Source organism: Modicisalibacter muralis (assembly GCF_900102945.1).
GTDB classification, from domain to species: Bacteria; Pseudomonadota; Gammaproteobacteria; order Pseudomonadales; family Halomonadaceae; genus Modicisalibacter; species Modicisalibacter muralis.
Map to the genome: position 1 here is coordinate 629,331 of NZ_FNGI01000001.1, position 16,729 is coordinate 646,059.

The 16,729-nt window shown below is 56.8% G+C and carries 16 protein-coding genes; 9 read left to right on the forward strand and 7 right to left on the reverse strand.

From position 1 onward, the window contains the following. Positions 1-29 precede the first annotated feature (29 nt). Entirely contained in the window at positions 30-1,490 is a 1,461-nt protein-coding gene (locus tag BLR92_RS02980) for an SLC13 family permease (protein ID WP_089725324.1), read from the reverse strand. A 195-nt stretch (positions 1,491-1,685) separates the two neighbouring features. Here BLR92_RS02980 and BLR92_RS02985 point away from each other — a divergent pair, with 195 nt between their 5' ends. The 9 genes from BLR92_RS02985 (at position 1,686) to ihfA (ending at position 10,791) form a co-directional block, all read left to right on the forward strand. Continuing rightward, the gene (locus BLR92_RS02985; protein WP_089725326.1) at positions 1,686-2,153 is read left to right on the forward strand and encodes a DUF2489 domain-containing protein; all 468 of its coding nucleotides are present in this window, start codon (positions 1,686-1,688) and stop codon (positions 2,151-2,153) included. A 395-nt stretch (positions 2,154-2,548) separates the two neighbouring features. Continuing rightward, positions 2,549-3,433, forward strand: coding sequence for an OmpA family protein (locus BLR92_RS02990; RefSeq protein WP_089725328.1), 885 nt, complete (start codon positions 2,549-2,551; stop codon positions 3,431-3,433). Between the two features lie 298 nt (positions 3,434-3,731). Next, positions 3,732-5,630, forward strand: a complete 1,899-nt coding sequence (thrS, locus tag BLR92_RS02995; RefSeq protein WP_089725330.1) for a threonine--tRNA ligase — start codon at positions 3,732-3,734, stop codon at positions 5,628-5,630. Further along, on the forward strand, positions 5,593-6,201 hold the full coding sequence (gene infC / locus BLR92_RS03000; RefSeq protein ID WP_089725332.1) for a translation initiation factor IF-3: 609 nt from the start codon (positions 5,593-5,595) through the stop codon (positions 6,199-6,201). The genes thrS and infC overlap by 38 nt, the downstream gene beginning before the upstream one ends. 93 nt (positions 6,202-6,294) lie before the next feature. Then, positions 6,295-6,489, forward strand: a complete 195-nt coding sequence (gene rpmI, locus BLR92_RS03005) for a 50S ribosomal protein L35 (RefSeq protein WP_089725334.1) — start codon at positions 6,295-6,297, stop codon at positions 6,487-6,489. Between the two features lie 39 nt (positions 6,490-6,528). Beyond that, positions 6,529-6,882, forward strand: coding sequence for a 50S ribosomal protein L20 (gene rplT, locus BLR92_RS03010; protein ID WP_072821088.1), 354 nt, complete (start codon positions 6,529-6,531; stop codon positions 6,880-6,882). Between the two features lie 150 nt (positions 6,883-7,032). Continuing rightward, a complete protein-coding gene (gene pheS, locus BLR92_RS03015) occupies positions 7,033-8,052 on the forward strand; it encodes a phenylalanine--tRNA ligase subunit alpha (RefSeq protein WP_089725336.1) in 1,020 nt (339 codons plus the stop codon). Between the two features lie 25 nt (positions 8,053-8,077). Further along, a complete protein-coding gene (gene pheT / locus BLR92_RS03020; protein ID WP_089725338.1) occupies positions 8,078-10,462 on the forward strand; it encodes a phenylalanine--tRNA ligase subunit beta in 2,385 nt (794 codons plus the stop codon). Between the two features lie 29 nt (positions 10,463-10,491). Next, positions 10,492-10,791, forward strand: a complete 300-nt coding sequence (gene ihfA / locus BLR92_RS03025; RefSeq protein WP_089725339.1) for an integration host factor subunit alpha — start codon at positions 10,492-10,494, stop codon at positions 10,789-10,791. Between the two features lie 87 nt (positions 10,792-10,878). Here the strand turns inward: ihfA and BLR92_RS03030 are convergent, their stop codons facing one another. From BLR92_RS03030 to BLR92_RS03055, 6 genes are all read right to left on the reverse strand, one after another. Further along, complete coding sequence (locus BLR92_RS03030; protein WP_089725341.1) at positions 10,879-11,655, reverse strand: ABC transporter ATP-binding protein; 777 nt, start codon at positions 11,653-11,655, stop codon at positions 10,879-10,881. 81 nt (positions 11,656-11,736) lie between these two features. Beyond that, on the reverse strand, positions 11,737-12,552 hold the full coding sequence (locus tag BLR92_RS03035) for an ABC transporter ATP-binding protein (RefSeq protein ID WP_089725343.1): 816 nt from the start codon (positions 12,550-12,552) through the stop codon (positions 11,737-11,739). Beyond that, positions 12,545-13,717: a branched-chain amino acid ABC transporter permease gene (locus tag BLR92_RS03040; RefSeq protein ID WP_245703942.1), complete on the reverse strand. Its 1,173-nt coding sequence runs from the start codon at positions 13,715-13,717 to the stop codon at positions 12,545-12,547. Before BLR92_RS03040 ends, BLR92_RS03035 begins: the two co-directional genes overlap by 8 nt. Continuing rightward, positions 13,717-14,730 carry a branched-chain amino acid ABC transporter permease gene (locus BLR92_RS03045; protein WP_089725345.1) on the reverse strand — a complete coding sequence of 338 codons (1,014 nt, stop codon included), beginning with the start codon at positions 14,728-14,730 and terminating at the stop codon, positions 13,717-13,719. The genes BLR92_RS03040 and BLR92_RS03045 overlap by 1 nt, the downstream gene beginning before the upstream one ends. A gap of 163 nt (positions 14,731-14,893) precedes the next feature. Continuing rightward, positions 14,894-16,249 (reverse strand): substrate-binding protein, encoded by a 1,356-nt coding sequence (locus tag BLR92_RS03050; protein WP_175488702.1) that lies wholly within the window; start codon positions 16,247-16,249, stop codon positions 14,894-14,896. A 261-nt stretch (positions 16,250-16,510) separates the two neighbouring features. Continuing rightward, entirely contained in the window at positions 16,511-16,717 is a 207-nt protein-coding gene (locus BLR92_RS03055) for a DUF2788 domain-containing protein (protein WP_089725347.1), read from the reverse strand. Positions 16,718-16,729 lie beyond the last annotated feature (12 nt).

The window sequence follows — 16,729 nt, forward strand, 5'->3', positions numbered from 1 at the left end:
AGCGCCGGCAGCGTTGTCATTGGCATGCCTCACCAGAACAGCGTGATCAGCGAGTAAGCCACCAGCGTTACCACCAGGGTGCCGATCACGTTAAGCATGAACCCGGCTCGAATCATCGATTGAATCTTCATGTGTCCGGTCGAAAACACGATGGCATTGGGCGGCGTTGCGACCGGCATCATGAAGGCGCAGCTAGCGGCTATTGCCGCTGGCACGGTGATCAGCACCGCCGAGACATCCAGCGACATTGCCAAAGCCCCGAGTAGTGGTAGAAAAGCGGCCGCCGTGGCGGTGTTGGAGGTCAGCTCGGTAACGAAGATGATGATCAGCACGATCATGCCGATCAGCCCGATCAGCGGCAACACACCAAATATCGCGAGTTGATTGGCGATCCATTCCGCGAGCCCGGAGTTTTGAATCGCTCCGGCCAGTGCCAACCCACCACCGAACAGCAACAGCACGCCCCACGGCAAGTCCTTGACGTCATCCCAATCGAGCAGACGAACGCCTGGTTGACTGCCACTGGGCAGTAGAAACAATACCAAACCTGCGATGATGGCCACCGCCGTATCGGAAAGCCAGCCAATGCCGGCATCGTTGAGCAATGGGCGAGTCATCCAGCTCAGTGCGGCCAGCAGGAAGACGATGCCGACACGGCGCTCCGCGGAGGATATGCCGCCGAGCTTGGCCAACTCATCATGAATCAGATCGGCGCTATCCTCGCCGGAACCCATGTCGAAGCCTTTTCGCGTGAGCCACCACCAGGCAACGATCATCATTACGATGCTGACCGGCAAGCCGATGATCATCCATTGCGCGAAACCGATATCCACCCCTTGATTGTTAGACAAGTAACCCACCAGTAGCGCATTGGGTGGCGTACCGATCAGCGTCGCGATACCGCCGATACTGGCGGAATACGCGATGGCCAGCAGTAGGGCGGTGGCATAGCGCTTCAACTCCCTGGGGTCCTTGTCCTCAAGCAGGCTGATCACCGACATGCCGATCGGCAGCATCATGATGGTGGTCGCGGTATTGGAAACCCACATGCTGAGAAAGCCGGTGGCGATCATGAACCCGCCGATCTGCCGGCGCGGCTGGTGGCCGACGAATTGCAGGATTCTCAAGGCGATTCGGCGGTGCAGGTTCCAGCGTTGCATGCCTATACCCAGCAGAAAGCCGCCGAGGAACAGAAAGATGATGGGGTCGGCATAATTGGACGCCGTGGGTTCGAGCCCATCGATTCCCATTGCCGGTATCAGTACGAGCGGTAGTAGTGCGGTGGCAGGGATGGGAATGGCCTCGGTGGCCCACCAGGTCGCCATTAGCAGGGCCAGTCCCGTGCAGAGCCATGCTGGATCGGGCATGCCGGCTGGCGGCGGTAGTAGCCAGGTTATCACCAGCCAGGCTGGGCCAAGCCAGAGTCCGACAAGGGCCGCGCGCGAAGGGCGTTCTTGCTGTTCGTTCGAGGTAGGGGATGGGGTCTGCATGTTGTCAGCCTCCATGCTGGTTTGGTTGACGGGACGGCAATGTACCTTTAGCTAGCTAATAATTCGAGAGTAATGTTGCAAGCTTTCTCTTCCTTATCGCGACGGCGCAGGAAAGATGTCCAAGTTCAGTGTCGATTGGGTGGGCTTGTCTTGCCAACGTATACTACGCGCAGCGAATACTGTGCCGAGGCCAATATGAACGAAACGATAGCCTGGTTGATGCTGGGTAGTGCGGTTGTTGTCGTGGGTGGATTGGGTATGTATGCCTTGCTGTTGTGGCGCAAGGTCAAGAGTCGCGATTCATTTCGCCGTGAAGAGATACGTCGTGCCAACGAGAATTGCCTTGAAAGTCTCGAAGTCATTGCTAGGGCGATGTTGGCCGACCAGGTGGATCTGACGGAAGGTAGCCTGCGTTGCAAGGTGCTCCTGGAGATCATCGATCCCAAACTGCTCGAGCGCCCCTCGCTGCGTATTTTCGCCGAGGTTCATCAGCGCACGGCCCACCTGCATACGCATTCGTCGCGACGGGTATTGACGCCGCTTCAGCGTCTACAGGAAGACCGCCAGCGTCACGTCGTGGAAGACGAACTGCGTACCGGCGTGCTCGACGCTGCACATGCTGTGATCGATTTCAAGCAGCGTTGGCCGGCTGGCTTGCACTGATTTTTCTCATTTGCCGCGATGATCGACATTCAGCGCATTGCCTATCGGATTCGCCCGCAGTCTGAAAGGAGGCTTTTCCATGCGCCTAACGATCGCCGTCAAGTTTGAATATACGCTTTTAACTTGTTGTACAGGAGTGTTACCGGAATTCCCCGTTTGCAGCATTTTCTTCGATCAGTCATGATGATGGTTGCTATGATGCAAGGCGTACATCAACGATACAAATTGCAATGATGTATGGGAAAGCACTAGCCGAATGAGCATAAATGTGCTTTCTTTTCCGAGGAAAGGATGAGTGTTGCAATCCACTCTCTTCCTGTTTGGGCCTGATATTTTGTAGGGCCCGCTGAGTAACGACACGTTACGACTAGCGCTGTGTTAAGAAGGAGTCTTACATGAAGAAATCAACGACTGGCTTACTGCTTGGTTCTGCTCTCGTGGTTGGTCTTTCGGGCTGTGCCAGTTCTGGCACCCAGTCCATGGCTAGCAATGATCAGGACGCTTGGTATCAGTCACCGTTCGTCTGCGGTTTGGCCGGTGGTCTGATCGGTGGTGGCATCGGTTATGCCACCAGCGGTGAATCAAACGAGGATGATGCCGCAGCGATTGGTGGTGTTGCCGGTGCGACTGCCGGTGCCCTGATGTGTGCCGATTATGGCCCATCGATGAACGATAGCGATGGCGACGGTGTGCCGGATGGCCGCGATCAGTGCCCGAACACACCTGCCGGCGTGGCTGTCGATGCTAGCGGTTGTCCGCTGGATACCGATGGTGACGGCGTACCCGACTACATGGACGAGTGCCCGGGAACTCCGGCCGGCGTTGAAGTGAATGCTTCGGGCTGCCCGCTGGATTCCGACGGCGACGGTGTACCGGACTACATGGACCAGTGCCCCAACACGCCGGCCGGTGCCGAAGTCAACGCGCTTGGCTGTGAAGCCGACGTGGTGCTGCAGGACGTCCACTTCGAGTTCGATTCCGCTACGCTGACCCCGGACGCGGAAATGGTCCTCGCCGATGTCGCCGAGAAGCTTGCCGCCAACGAGAATGTCTACGTGCGTCTCGAAGGCCATACCGATTCCATCGGTACTGAAGCCTACAATCTCGACCTGTCGCAGCGTCGTGCCGACTCGGTCAGGGATTACCTCGCCGCACATGGCATCGATCCTAGCCACATCCGTGCGACCGGCTATGGTGAAGAGCAACCCATCGCGACTAACGAAACCGATGCGGGCCGTGCTCAGAACCGTCGCGTCGAACTGGGTGAATGGGAACAGTAAGGCGTAAGCCTTTGCCATTACCGGTTTGATCGGTAGCTGATGAGGGGTGCCTTCGGGCGCCCCTTTTTCATGGCTGCGACATTGCGGTCGGCTCGGGCTGGACGCCTAGGCTAATCGGCTGCTAATGTTCACCTTTCCTGCGCGTCATCGCCGTCTGACACCGTCTCATGCAACATGCCCAAGGCATGTGGAGTTGCGTGATGGCCAGGCGAGGTGTCCGCGCTATCTCGATGCACCCCATTACTCCCGCGACATGTGATCCCTGGTATGGCTCACCACTGCGCTCAAGGACGCTTTCATGCCCATCGTGACTCTGCCCGACGGCAGCCAAAGAACCTTCGATACCCCTCTTAGCGTGATGCAACTGGCCGAGTCGATCGGTGCTGGCCTGGCTAAGGCCTGCGTAGCCGGCAAGATCGATGGCGTGGCGGTCGATGCCGCCGATATCATCGACCGTGACGCCGAGGTCGCCATACTCACCGCGCGCGACGAGGAAGGGCTGGAGGTCATTCGCCATTCCTGCGCCCACCTGATCGGCCACGCGGTCAAGCAACTCTACCCGGACGCCAAGATGGCGATAGGCCCGGTGATCGACGACGGCTTCTACTACGACATCGATTTCGGTCGTTCGGCCACGCCGGAAGATCTCGAGGCGATCGAGCAGCGCATGAAACACTTGATCGACACGGGTTACGACGTGGTGCGCGAGTATGTCGATCGCGACAAGGCGATGCTGACCTTCTTGCATCGCGACGAGCCGTACAAGCAGGAAATCATCCGTGGTATTCCCGAGGGCGAGACGCTGCGTCTCTACCATCATCAGGAATACATCGATATGTGTCGTGGGCCGCATGTGCCCAACACACGCCACCTCAAGGCATTCAAGCTGACCAAGCTGGCTGGCGCCTATTGGCGTGGCGATGCCGATAAACCGATGCTGACGCGCATCTATGGCACCGCCTGGCCGGACAAGAAACAGCTCAAGGCGTATCTTCATCGCCTCGAAGAGGCCGAAAAGCGCGATCATCGTAAGCTGGCGCGCAGGCTCGATCTCTTTCACATGCAGGAAGAAGCCCCCGGTATGGTGTTCTGGCACCCTCGCGGCTGGACGCTATGGCAGACCGTCGAGCAATACATGCGCAACGTCTACAAGGACAGCGGTTATCAGGAAATCCGCTGCCCGCAGATCATGGACGTATCGCTGTGGAAAAAGTCGGGGCACTGGGATAACTACGCCGAGAACATGTTCTTCACCGAGTCGGAAAAGCGCGAGTACGCGCTCAAGCCGATGAACTGTCCCGGCCATGTGCAGGTGTTCAATTCAGGCTTGCGCAGCTACCGTGAACTGCCCGTGCGTTATGGCGAGTTCGGCGGCTGCCATCGTAATGAACCCTCTGGCGCGCTGCATGGCATCATGCGCGTGCGGGCTTTCACGCAGGATGACGGGCATGTCTTCTGCACCGAAGAGCAGATCGAGTCGGAGGTCACCGCATTCCACCAACAGGCGTTGAAGGTCTACGGCGACTTCGGCTTTCACGACATTGCCGTCAAGATCGCTCTGCGACCGGAAAAGCGCCTGGGCAGCGACGATATCTGGGATCGTGCCGAAAGCGCATTGCGAGCGGCGCTCGATCGCTGCGAGGTTGAGTGGGAAGAGTTGCCCGGCGAAGGGGCGTTCTACGGCCCGAAGATCGAGTACCATATGAAGGACTGCCTGGGTCGTGAGTGGCAGGTAGGCACCATGCAGGTCGATTTCATGATGCCGACGCGGCTCGGGGCCCAGTATGTCGCCGAGGATGGCGCGCGCCGCGCGCCGGTGATGCTGCACCGAGCCATCGTCGGGTCGATGGAGCGCTTCATCGGTATCCTGCTCGAACACTATGCGGGAGCGATGCCGTTGTGGCTGGCGCCGCAGCAGGCCGTGGTGCTGACCATCACCGATGCGCAGCGAAATTACGCAGTCCAACTCGAGCAGCGCTTGCAGAAAATGGGCCTGCGCGTCAAGGCGGACTTGAGGAATGAGAAGATCGGCTTTAAAATCCGTGAACATACGTTGCAGAAGATCCCTTACCTGTTGGTCGTGGGGGACAAGGAAATCGAGTCCGATTCAGTGGCCGTTCGCACCCGTAGCGGTGAAGACCTGGGCACGATGAAGATCGATGACCTCATCACCCTCCTCGACGTCGAGCGGGGCTGACGTCAACGTTAAACAGAACGGAGAGTTAACGATCAAGCGGAATAACCAACGTGGGCGTCCTCAAGAGAAGCGCCCCCCAATGAACGAGCGTATCAGCGAAGACGAAGTCCGCCTTATCGGCGCCGACGGTGAACAGTTGGGAATCGTCCCGACCCGTGAGGCTCTCGAGCAGGCCGAAGCCGCTGATATGGATCTCGTGCAGATTTCCAATGCCGATCCGATAGTTTGCAAGATCATGGATTACGGCAAATTCGTCTTCGAGCAGAAGAAGCAAAAAGCGGCTCAGAAGAAGAAAACCAAGCAGATCCAGGTCAAGGAAGTCAAATTCCGGCCTGGCACCGACGAGGGCGACTATCAGGTCAAGCTGCGTAACCTGATTCGTTTCCTCGAAGGTGGCGACAAGGGTAAGGTCACGCTGCGTTTTCGTGGTCGCGAGATGGCGCATCAGGACATCGGCCGCAAGCTGATGGAGCGCGTCGCCGCGGATCTCGATGAACTCGCGGCGGTGGAGTCCTTTCCGAAGATGGAAGGGCGCCAGATGGTGATGATTCTTGCCCCCAAGAAGAAGTGATCCGACGGCAAGTTAACGGAGGGTCGCAACGACGCTGTCGTTGTGACTCTCGGCCACGGATTTTCTCAAAAACCCGAGCGGAGTATTTCCCTCATGCCGAAGATCAAGAGCAACAGTGGCGCGGCCAAGCGCTTCAAGAAGACCGCCAATGGCTTCAAGCACAAGCAGTCTTTTCGTAGCCACATCCTGACCAAGAAATCCACCAAGCGTAAGCGTCAGCTGCGCGGTATGAAGCAGATCCATGATGCCGACAAGGCGCTGATCCAGCGCATGCTGCCCAACCTGTAACCCGCTTTGGTCGAATTCGTTTAACGTCAGGAGAAAGCTATGACTCGTGTCAAGCGTGGTGTCGTCGCACGTCGTCGTCACAAGAAGATCATGAAGCAGGCCAAGGGTTACTACGGTGCCCGGTCTCGTGTGTTCCGCGTTGCCAAGCAGGCGGTCATCAAGGCAGGGCAGTATGCCTATCGCGACCGTCGTCAGCGCAAGCGTCAGTTCCGTGCCCTGTGGATCGCGCGTATCAACGCGGCGGCCCGTCAGAACGGTCTGTCCTACAGCCGCTTCATTGCCGGCCTCAAGCAGGCAGGCATCGAGATCGATCGTAAGGTGCTGGCCGATCTCGCCGTTCACGAAAAGGCCACCTTTGCCGCTATCGTCGAGAAGGCCAAGGCTGCCCAGTAAGTGATGGCTTCGATGCCGGCCATGGCCGAGTATCGCAATCCATCGTGAACGTCGCAGGGGAAGAGCAGCCGCTCTTCCCCTGTTTTTTTGGATCGCGTTGTTTCTGATTGCGTCGCAACGCGGCCCGTGACACAGGAATCGGAGTAACGGATGGACGATCTTCCCAATCTGGTCGCCGAGGCGCGCGTAGCCATCGCGGCTGCCGGAGAGCTCGCGTCGCTGGACGAAGTGCGGGTGCGCTATCTTGGCAAAAAGGGTGAGATAACCACGCTGCTCAAGGGGCTCGGCAAGCTATCGCCCGAAGAGCGGCCCCAGGCCGGTGAGCGGATCAACCAGGCCAAGCAGCAACTCAGCGGCGAGTTGGAAGCGCGCAAGCATGAACTCGAACAAACGGCGCTGAACCTGCGTCTGGCTGCCGAGCGCCTGGATGTCACCTTGCCAGGTCGCGGGCAGGCAAGTGGCGGCCTCCACCCGGTTACTCGCACGCTGGAGCGTATCGAGGGGCTGTTCACCCGGATTGGCTTCGACGTTGCGGTCGGCCCCGAGATCGAAGACGACTACCATAACTTCGAGGCGCTCAATATTCCGGCGCATCATCCCGCGCGAGGCATGGCCGATACCTTCTATTTCGATGCCACGCGACTGTTGCGCACGCACACCTCGCCGGTGCAGGTGCGCACCATGAAGAGCCAGGAGCCGCCGATTCGCATCGTCTGCCCTGGTCGGGTCTATCGCAGCGACTCGGATCTGACCCATACGCCGATGTTTCACCAGATCGAAGGGCTGCTAGTCGACGAAGATGTCAGCTTCGCCGACCTCAAGGGCACCATCGAGGATTTCCTCAAGGCATTTTTCGAGCGTGACGAACTCACGGTGCGTTTCCGGCCGTCGTATTTCCCGTTCACCGAGCCTTCCGCCGAGGTCGATATTCAGTGCGTGATGTGCAACGGCGATGGCTGCCGTGTGTGTTCGCACAGTGGCTGGCTGGAAGTGATGGGTTGCGGCATGGTGCATCCTGAAGTGTTTCGCCATTCGAGCATCGACCCTGAGCGCTACACGGGGTTTGCGTTTGGCATGGGCGCCGAGCGATTGGCGATGCTGCGCTATGGCGTCAACGATCTGCGACTGTTCTTCGACAATGATCTGCGCTTTTTGCGCCAGTTCGCCTGACCACTCCAAGGGATAGGAGCGCACGATGAAATTTTCCGAACAGTGGCTGCGCGAATGGGTATCGCCGGCACTTTCCAGCGAGGCATTGGCCGACCAGATCACCATGGCCGGGCTGGAGGTGGATGGCCTCGATAGTGTTGCCGCTGTGTTTACCGGCGTGGTGGTTGCCGAGGTAGTGGCCAAGCAGCAGCATCCCGATGCCGACAAGCTCAATGTTTGCCATGTCGATGATGGCTCCGGCGAGCCGGTGCAGGTGGTCTGCGGCGCGCCGAATGTCGCGGTGGGGCAGAAGGTGCCTTTCGCGCGAGTCGGGGCCGTGTTGCCGGATGACTTCACGATCAGGAAGGCCAAGCTGCGGGGCGTCGAGTCGCGGGGCATGATCTGCTCCGCCTCGGAGCTGGGGCTCGAGGAAGAGACCTCGCCGGGGATTCTCGAACTGCCGCTCGAGGCGCCGCTCGGCGAAGATTTTCGCAACTGGATGAAACTCGACGACAGCACCATCGAGGTCGATCTGACGCCCAATCGCGGCGATTGCCTGAGTCTCAAGGGGCTTGCGCGAGAGGTCGGCGTACTTAATCGGCTGGCGCTGAGCGAGCCCGAAACGAGTGCGCAGGCGCCAATGCACGATGACACCTTCCCGGTACGCGTTGCCGCTCCCGAGCGCTGCCCGCGCTACGTTGGGCGAGTGATCCACAATGTCGATGTCGGCGCTCGAACTCCGCTATGGATGGCTGAGCGCCTGCGACGTAGTGGCGTACGTTCCATCGACCCGGTGGTCGACATCACCAATTATGTCATGCTCGAGCTGGGCCAGCCGATGCACGCCTTCGATTTGGCCAACCTGCACGAGGCCATCGATGTGCGCCTGGCTCGCGAAGGTGAGCGTCTGACGTTGCTCGATGGCCAGGACATTGCGCTGAACGAGAATACCCTGGTCATCGCCGATGCAACACGGCCTCTGGCGATCGCTGGCGTGATGGGCGGCGAATATTCGGGCGTGAGTACGGCGACCCGCGACGTCTTTCTCGAAGCGGCGTTTTTCACGCCATTGGCGGTGGCCGGGCAGGCGCGCTCCTATGGCTTGCATACCGACTCATCGCACCGCTTCGAACGGGGTGTCGATCCGATGTTGGCACGTCAGGCCATCGAGCGCGCCACGTCACTGTTGCTCGCCATCACCGGTGGCGAACCAGGGCCGCTGAGCGAGACGGCGAGTCCGGATCATCTGCCAAGCGAGCGTCGGGTGCATCTGCGCAGCGCGCGTATCGAACAATGCCTGAATCTGGCTTTGCCGGGCGAAGAGGTCGTCGAGATTCTCGAGCGCCTGGGCATGCACGTCGTGGTCGATGGCGATGCGGCCTGGCAGGTCACGGTACCGAGTTGGCGTTTCGATATCGCCATCGAGGAAGACTTGATCGAGGAACTGGCGCGCATTCATGGCTACAATCGCCTGCCGACGCGACGCCCCGCCGCGCGGCTGGGCTTGCGCGCCGATGGCGAGAGCCGGCTTCCGCAGGCGCGCCTGCGCCGCCAGATGGTGGCTCGCGGTTATCAGGAGGCGATCAGTTACAGCTTCGTCGCACCCGAATTGCAGGCGCTACTGGCACCTGGCGTTACCGCTCCGCGTCTTGCCAACCCGATTTCGAGCGATATGGCGATAATGCGAGCCAGCCTGTTTCCCGGCTTGGTCAAGGCATTGATGCACAACCTGAACCGTCAGCAGAGTCGGGTCAGGCTGTTCGAAACCGGCTTGGTGTTTCGTGGCGAGCTCGATGCGCTGGAACAGATACCCATGTTGGGCGGCCTGGTTTGCGGTCCGCGTGATCCCGAGGGTTGGGCGGCGCGGCGCGATAACGTCGACTTCTTCGACCTCAAAGGCGATCTGGAAAGCCTGCTGGCAATGGGCGCAAATGCCGATGACTGGCGCTTCGAGCCCGCCGAGCATCCGGCACTGCATCCTGGACAGACCGCACGGCTACGTTATCGGGGCGAGGCGGTGGGTTGGATCGGCGCGTTGCACCCCGGGGTCCGCGCCGAGTTGGGGCTCAAGACCGATGCTTTCGTTTTCGAGGTGCGCCTTGATGCCGTGACGCAAGGAAACCTGCCAGCCTTTACGCCACTGTCACGCTATCCCGAGGTGCGTCGCGACCTGGCCTTGGTCGTGGCCGAGGGTGTGCCGGTTCAAGCATTGCTCGACACGCTGCGCGAGCAAGCCGGCGAATGGTTGACCGACTGTTGCCTGTTCGATGTTTATCAGGGGCCTGGCGTTGCCGAGGGGCTCAAGAGTCTCGCCTTGGGCTTGACCTGGCAGCATCCTTCGCGCACGCTGAATGATGATGAAATCAACCAGTTAGTCGATGCAATCGTCGCCGAGTCCCGGCGCCGTTTCGATGCCGAGTTGCGCGGCTGAGTGTCGACATCCAGCACGAGGAAGTGACAATGGGTGCGTTGACCAAAGCGGAACTGGCCGAACATCTGCATGCGGAACTTGGCTTCTCCAAGCGTGAAGCCAAGTCCATGGTAGAGGCCTTCTTCGAAGAAATTCGCGGATGTTTGCGCGAGAACGAGCAGGTGAAGTTATCCGGTTTCGGCAACTTCGACCTTCGCGACAAGCGTGAACGCCCCGGACGCAATCCCAAAACGGGCGAAGAGATTCCGATTTCCGCCCGGCGCGTAGTCACCTTTCGCCCGGGACAGAAGCTCAAGGCCCAGGTTGAGGACTTCGTCGACAAGTCCTAGCTTTGAAGACGCACGCCAGTCGATAAAGACAACGCCACCTTTCGAGGTGGCGTTGTTCTTTCAAGGGGAGGGTGCCTGGGAATATCGCTATACCGCTAAATATTCTTCCCTTAATTGGCTGTTATCCAGAACCTCCCGGGCGGTGCCGTCGAAGACAACCTGGCCCATATCCAGGATAATCGCCCGACTTGCCAGCTTTAGCGCCGCAATAGCGTTCTGTTCGACAATGATCGTGGTAATCCCGATTTCCTTTACTTCTAAAAGGATGCGTTCAATTTCCTGAACGATGACCGGAGCCAGGCCTTCATACGGTTCATCGAGAAGCAGCAGTTTGATATCCCGAGCCAACGCTCTTGCGACTGCCAGCATTTGTTGCTCACCACCCGATAGCGTAATGCCTTCCTGTTTACGGCGCTCCGCTAGCCTTGGGAAATGTTCATAGATTTGTTCAAGAGGCCAGCCGAGGGGCTTCTCTATTTGCGCGAGCGTAAGATTTTCTTCAACGGTCAGGCCCGGGATGATACTGCGGTCTTCGGGTACCAGTTGGATGCCCGCCTGTGCCGCTTGATAGGACTTCAAACCATGCAACGGTTGGCCTTGAAGATAAATTTCACCATGCTGCAAGGTTGGTGCATCCATTCGTGCCAGTGTACGCAGGGTAGACGTCTTGCCCGCGCCATTGCGACCCAGCAAAGCGATAATTTCCTGCTCGGCGACCTCAAAGGAAACGCCTTGGACGATGTACGATTCGCCATAATAGGCATGTATATCCCTGACGCTGAAATAAGCGTGTTCGCCGATGCTGGGAGCTCTTGATCCAGGCGTCGTCGTGCCGCTTTGTGAATGTACCGATTCAGTATGCATAATAACTGGCTCTAAGCGTCCCTTGAAAAGAGGGAAGGTGTATGGCGTAAACTATTCTGCGCTATTTATTCTTCGCCTAGCTTACTGTGGGGCCCCGCCCAAGTAGGCTTCCTGAACTTTGGCACTGCCCTTGACTTCACTCGGTGTGCCGGCCGCAATGATCTTTCCCTGAGCAAGTACGGAAACATGATCGGCTAATGAGAAAACGACATGCATATCGTGTTCGATAACGATTATCGTCATTCCCGATTCCTTGATTCTTACCAGCAAATCAATGGTTCTGTTGGTATCGTGACGCGACATGCCGGCTGTGGGTTCATCCAGTAATAATAGTTTGGGGTTCTGAATCAGGCACATGGCCAGTTCCAGTCGGCGTTTATCGCCGCGCGAGAGGCTCCCGGCATGCTCGTAGCGCTTCTCGATCAATCCTACGTCTTCCAAGGCATGCTCGGCCTTTTGAAGAATGTCTTTTTGTGTGTTTAGAGCACGAAATGCATTGAAGGTAAAACTTCCATCTCGTTTGGAGAGCGCGGGCATCAACAGGTTTTCGAGCAAGTTCAAATCCGAGAAGATCTCGGGCGTCTGAAAGACCCTGGCAACGCCTGCCTGATTGATTTCGTAAGGTTTTTTCCCGGTCAATGTTTCGCCGTCGAATGTTACCGTACCCGAGTCCGGTGCAAGGCGGCCGACGCAGACATTCAACAAGGTCGATTTACCGGCACCGTTAGGACCGATGATAGCGTGTGTCGTGCGTTCACCCACCTTGAGGTTGACTTCGCTGAGGGCATGCAAGCCAGCAAAACTCTTGTGGACATCGTGAACGTCGAAAATCGCGTTTTTTGTCGGAGCGTTGCCAATTGAGTCTTCTCTTTTCGCCAGGCTCAAGGAATCAACCATGATTCGGCTCCTTCTCGTTCTCCGTTTTGGAATCGACGGAACCATTTCTTTTTCTATCGATGTACCGCTGTATTCGAGTAATGCCCTCCATAAAGCCACCTGGAAGGAAAATCACCACTGCCATGAAAATCAAACCGAGAGTCAAGTGCCAGCCGTTACCGACAAAAGGGGAAATAGCGCTAACGACGATATTTTCCAATCCATCGGGGAGAATGGCGAAGGTGTTATGCAACAAGTTTTCATTAAAGGCGGAAAATATATTTTCAAAATACTTGATGGCGCCAGCGCCAAGCACGGGGCCTATCAGTGTTCCTACGCCGCCTAGAATGGTCATTAGAACGACCTCGCCGGATGCCGTCCAGGTCATGCGCTCGGCGCCTGCCAATGGGTCTGTCACGGCGAGTAGTGCCCCCGCGAGCCCCGCGAACATTCCGGATATCACAAATGCCATCTGTGTATACGGGCGCGTATGGAAGCCAATGTAATTCATGCGGTTCTGGTTCGATCTTATCGCCTTGAGCTTCATTCCAAACGGTGAGCGGGTGATGCGCATCGCGATGAAGAAGGTGATGATCATCATTACTGCGCAAAAGTAGAAGCCGGCATAACCACCTAGTTCATAGCCGAATAGCCTGGGTGACGGTAAGCCAGGACTGGCTTCAAAAAACATACGATCGATGATTCTTGGATCTCCACCGCTAAGTTGAAGGCCGGTTTCACCGTTCGTTATCGGGGTAAGCACCGAGTAGGCGAGTCGATAACACATTTGTGCGAAGGCCAGTGTCAGGATGGAAAAATAAATCCCCGTCCGACGCAGGCATATGAAGCCGACCAAATAAGCTAATAAACCTGAGAAAATGACACCGAATATAACCGCGGGGATGGCATTCATGGTGAATAGTTTGAATGACCATACCGCTGCGTAAGAACCGACGCCGAGGAAGGCCGCATGACCGAAGGATAAATAACCCGTCAAGCCAAACAGGATGTTAAAGCCAATCGCAAAAATTCCATAAATGGCGAATTTTTGAAGTAGGGCAGGGTAGGATGCGCCGATTGGCATCGTCCATAGCGGCATTGTCAGAATGACGATCGAAAAAGCGATGAACAGTATCCAATCCTTCGCTGGCGTTGTCTGGATTTTTGCACGAGCTGACATATTCATTATTCGAATACTCCCTTTTTACCGAGCAGCCCGCGCGGACGTACCAATAGAATGATGACGGCAACAAGATAAATAATGATTTGGTCTATTCCGGGTATGAGACTCTTTATGGTATTGGTCGAGGCAAAGGACTCGAGCATCCCCAGCAGGAAGCCTGCTGCGACGGCGCCCCCTAACGACCCCATGCCACCGACCACGACCACGACGAAGGATAGAACCAGAAAATCCATGCCCAGGTGATAATTGGGTGGGAGTATGGGTGTGTACATCACACCGGCCATGCCTGCGACAACCGCGGCGAGGCCAAAGACGATAGTGAAGCGTCGTTGTATATTGATTCCAAGCAGGCCGACCGTTTCACGATCATGCATACCCGCCCGAACTACCATGCCGAAACTGGTATACCTGAGAAAGGCGAATACACCGAAAATCGTGATGGCGGAAAATATGAAATAGATGAGTCGCCACCATGGATATATGACGGAATTGCCCAAGCCCAACATCGCTCCAACACTTGCACTGCCGGACACGATATCCGGGGCGGACATGGGTATCGCGTTGGCGCCAAAATTAGCCTTGATAATTTCCTGGATGACGATGGCAAGACCGAAAGTGACCAGGATTTGTTCGGCATGGGTGCGTTTGTAAAAATGCTTGATCAGGCCTCGTTCCATCACCAAGCCCACCAAGAGCATGATAGGAATCGAGACAAGAAGCGATATAGGTACGGAATAATCGATGATAAACTCACCGGTATCCCCGAACCAAGTGATTAAATAAGGCTCATCCTTGTAAGCCGCAAAAAAGGTCACACTCTCATCCTTGACCCGACGTGATATCGTCAATATCTGATTGACTGACACAGCGCAAAAGGCCCCGAGCATGAAGAGTGCGCCATGAGCGAAGTTGACAACCCCTAGCGTGCCGAACACCAGAGTCAGCCCCAAGGCTATCAGAGCATAGGCACCGCCTTTATCGAGACCGTTAAGTACTTGTAGAAAAAACGCATCCATAGTCGATACCAGCCAATATCAAGTGTATTTCATGCACTTGAGGTAGTCTTAATGCCCCCAGTCTTCATGATAAAGTGGTGGTATTAAGCAGGAAGTGTAAGTTGGTACCCAGAGCTACGGACGGAATCTTAATGTTGTCCGTAGCTCCGATTCGCGGATTTACTTAGACCTTATAAGGTCCAAGCTCTCCGCCAAATATTGAAGGATCGTATTCGACTTGTGAGCGTGGAACTTCTTTCACCACGTCCAGAAGGTCGAATTGGTTGGTCGGGTCTTCGGCGCCACGCACCACGAGAACATCCTTGAAGCACTGGTGATCGTCGGCGCGGTATTCCGTTGGACCATTGCCCATGCCATCGAATTTGAAGCCTTCCAGCGTCTTGATGACTTCCGGTGGGTAGAAGGTACCTGCCATTTCGCAAGCGTTGGCATAAAGCAGGGTCTGCACGTAGCAGGTATGGGCGGCCTGTGAGGGAGGGGCCCCGTACTCCGCGCCGAATGATTTGACGAAGGCCAGCGAGCCGGCATCCTGCAACGACCAGTTCCAGTTGGTGGAGCCGAGTATGCCCTTGATGGCATTGCCGGCACCCTGTGCCATCAGGCGTGAGAACAGCGGCACCACGATCTCGAAGTTCTTACCATTGACAGATCGGTCACGCATGCCGAAATTCACGGCTTGGGTCAGCGAATTGACCATGTCGTTGCCGTAGTGATTCAGAATCAGCACATCGGCATCGGAGCTAAGCACTTGGGTGAGATACTGCGAGTAATCCCCGGCGCCAACCGGTGTACGCACCGTCCGCGCCGTCGTCCAGCCGAGTTCCTCGGTGGTGTTCTTCATGGACTCTTCTTGCGTCCAGCCCCAAGTGTAATCGGCTGTCAGGTGATAGGCGCGCCGGTCGGTGCCATATTCTTCTTTCAATACCGGGCCGAGTGCCCTGCCCGACATGTAGGCATTGAAGAAGTGGCGAAAACCATAGCGGCGTTTGTCCTTGCCGGTGGTGTCGTTGGAGTGGGTTAGGCCACACATGTAGATGACACCCAGCTCCTGGGCGAGGCTCTGGCAGGCGATTGCCACGCCCGATGACGAGCCGCCGGTGAACATGGTGACACCGTCCCTCTGGATCATCCGCTGGGCCGAAGCGCGTGCGGCATCCGATTTCGTCTGTGTGTCACCGGTCACGAACTGTACTTTCTTGCCGAGAATACCGTTTCCCTTCAGTGAGCTAGGCTGCATGGTATTGATCATGCCGCCATCACCCTCGCCATTGAGATGCTTTACGGCGAGTTTGTAGGCACGCAGCTCATCGGCGCCTTCATCGGCATAAGGACCTGTCTGCGGAACGTTAAAACCAAAGGTTACGGTGCTTTGTTTTGAGGGGTCGTTGCGAAACTCCTGTGCCCAGGCATTGCGCATGAAAAACATCGGGGAGCTTGCAACGACGGCTGCGGTCGCGCCTGTTTTCAATATCGTGCGGCGAGAGACGCCCTGCGGGGTATTATTCTTGGAACGGCTCATGTGCGTTACCTCTCTCGTTTGCGACAGGCGCGCAGCATCCTTCCCCGCGCGTTTGGCGCAAACCATTGGACTTTAGTAGTTGTTTTTCCAGTTTTTTGTTGCATTCTCAATTACGATTGTATGCCCCATGGTTTAGCGTGCCATTGGAAAATAGTCTATGGCGAATCGAGGCAAACGGAGAGGAGAGCGGGTAATTGACCGGGAGAATTCATGACTCTTTTTGTCTAAGGATATGCGTTACTCAACGGTCTTGATCGGGTCCTAAAGGTTGCCGTTTTCCATGAGTGTGGTTATGACGGTCTTGAGTACGAAGACCAGCATGCCCGCGCCTAATACGACGAACAGCATGATGGTGCCGAACTTGCCGGCGTTGGACTTGCGTGCCAGATCCCAGATGATGAAACACATGAATAGTATCAGGGCGCCGATCATCAGCGGTGTGATCCAGACTTCGAAGTCGTGTTCCATGGTTGCTCCCGC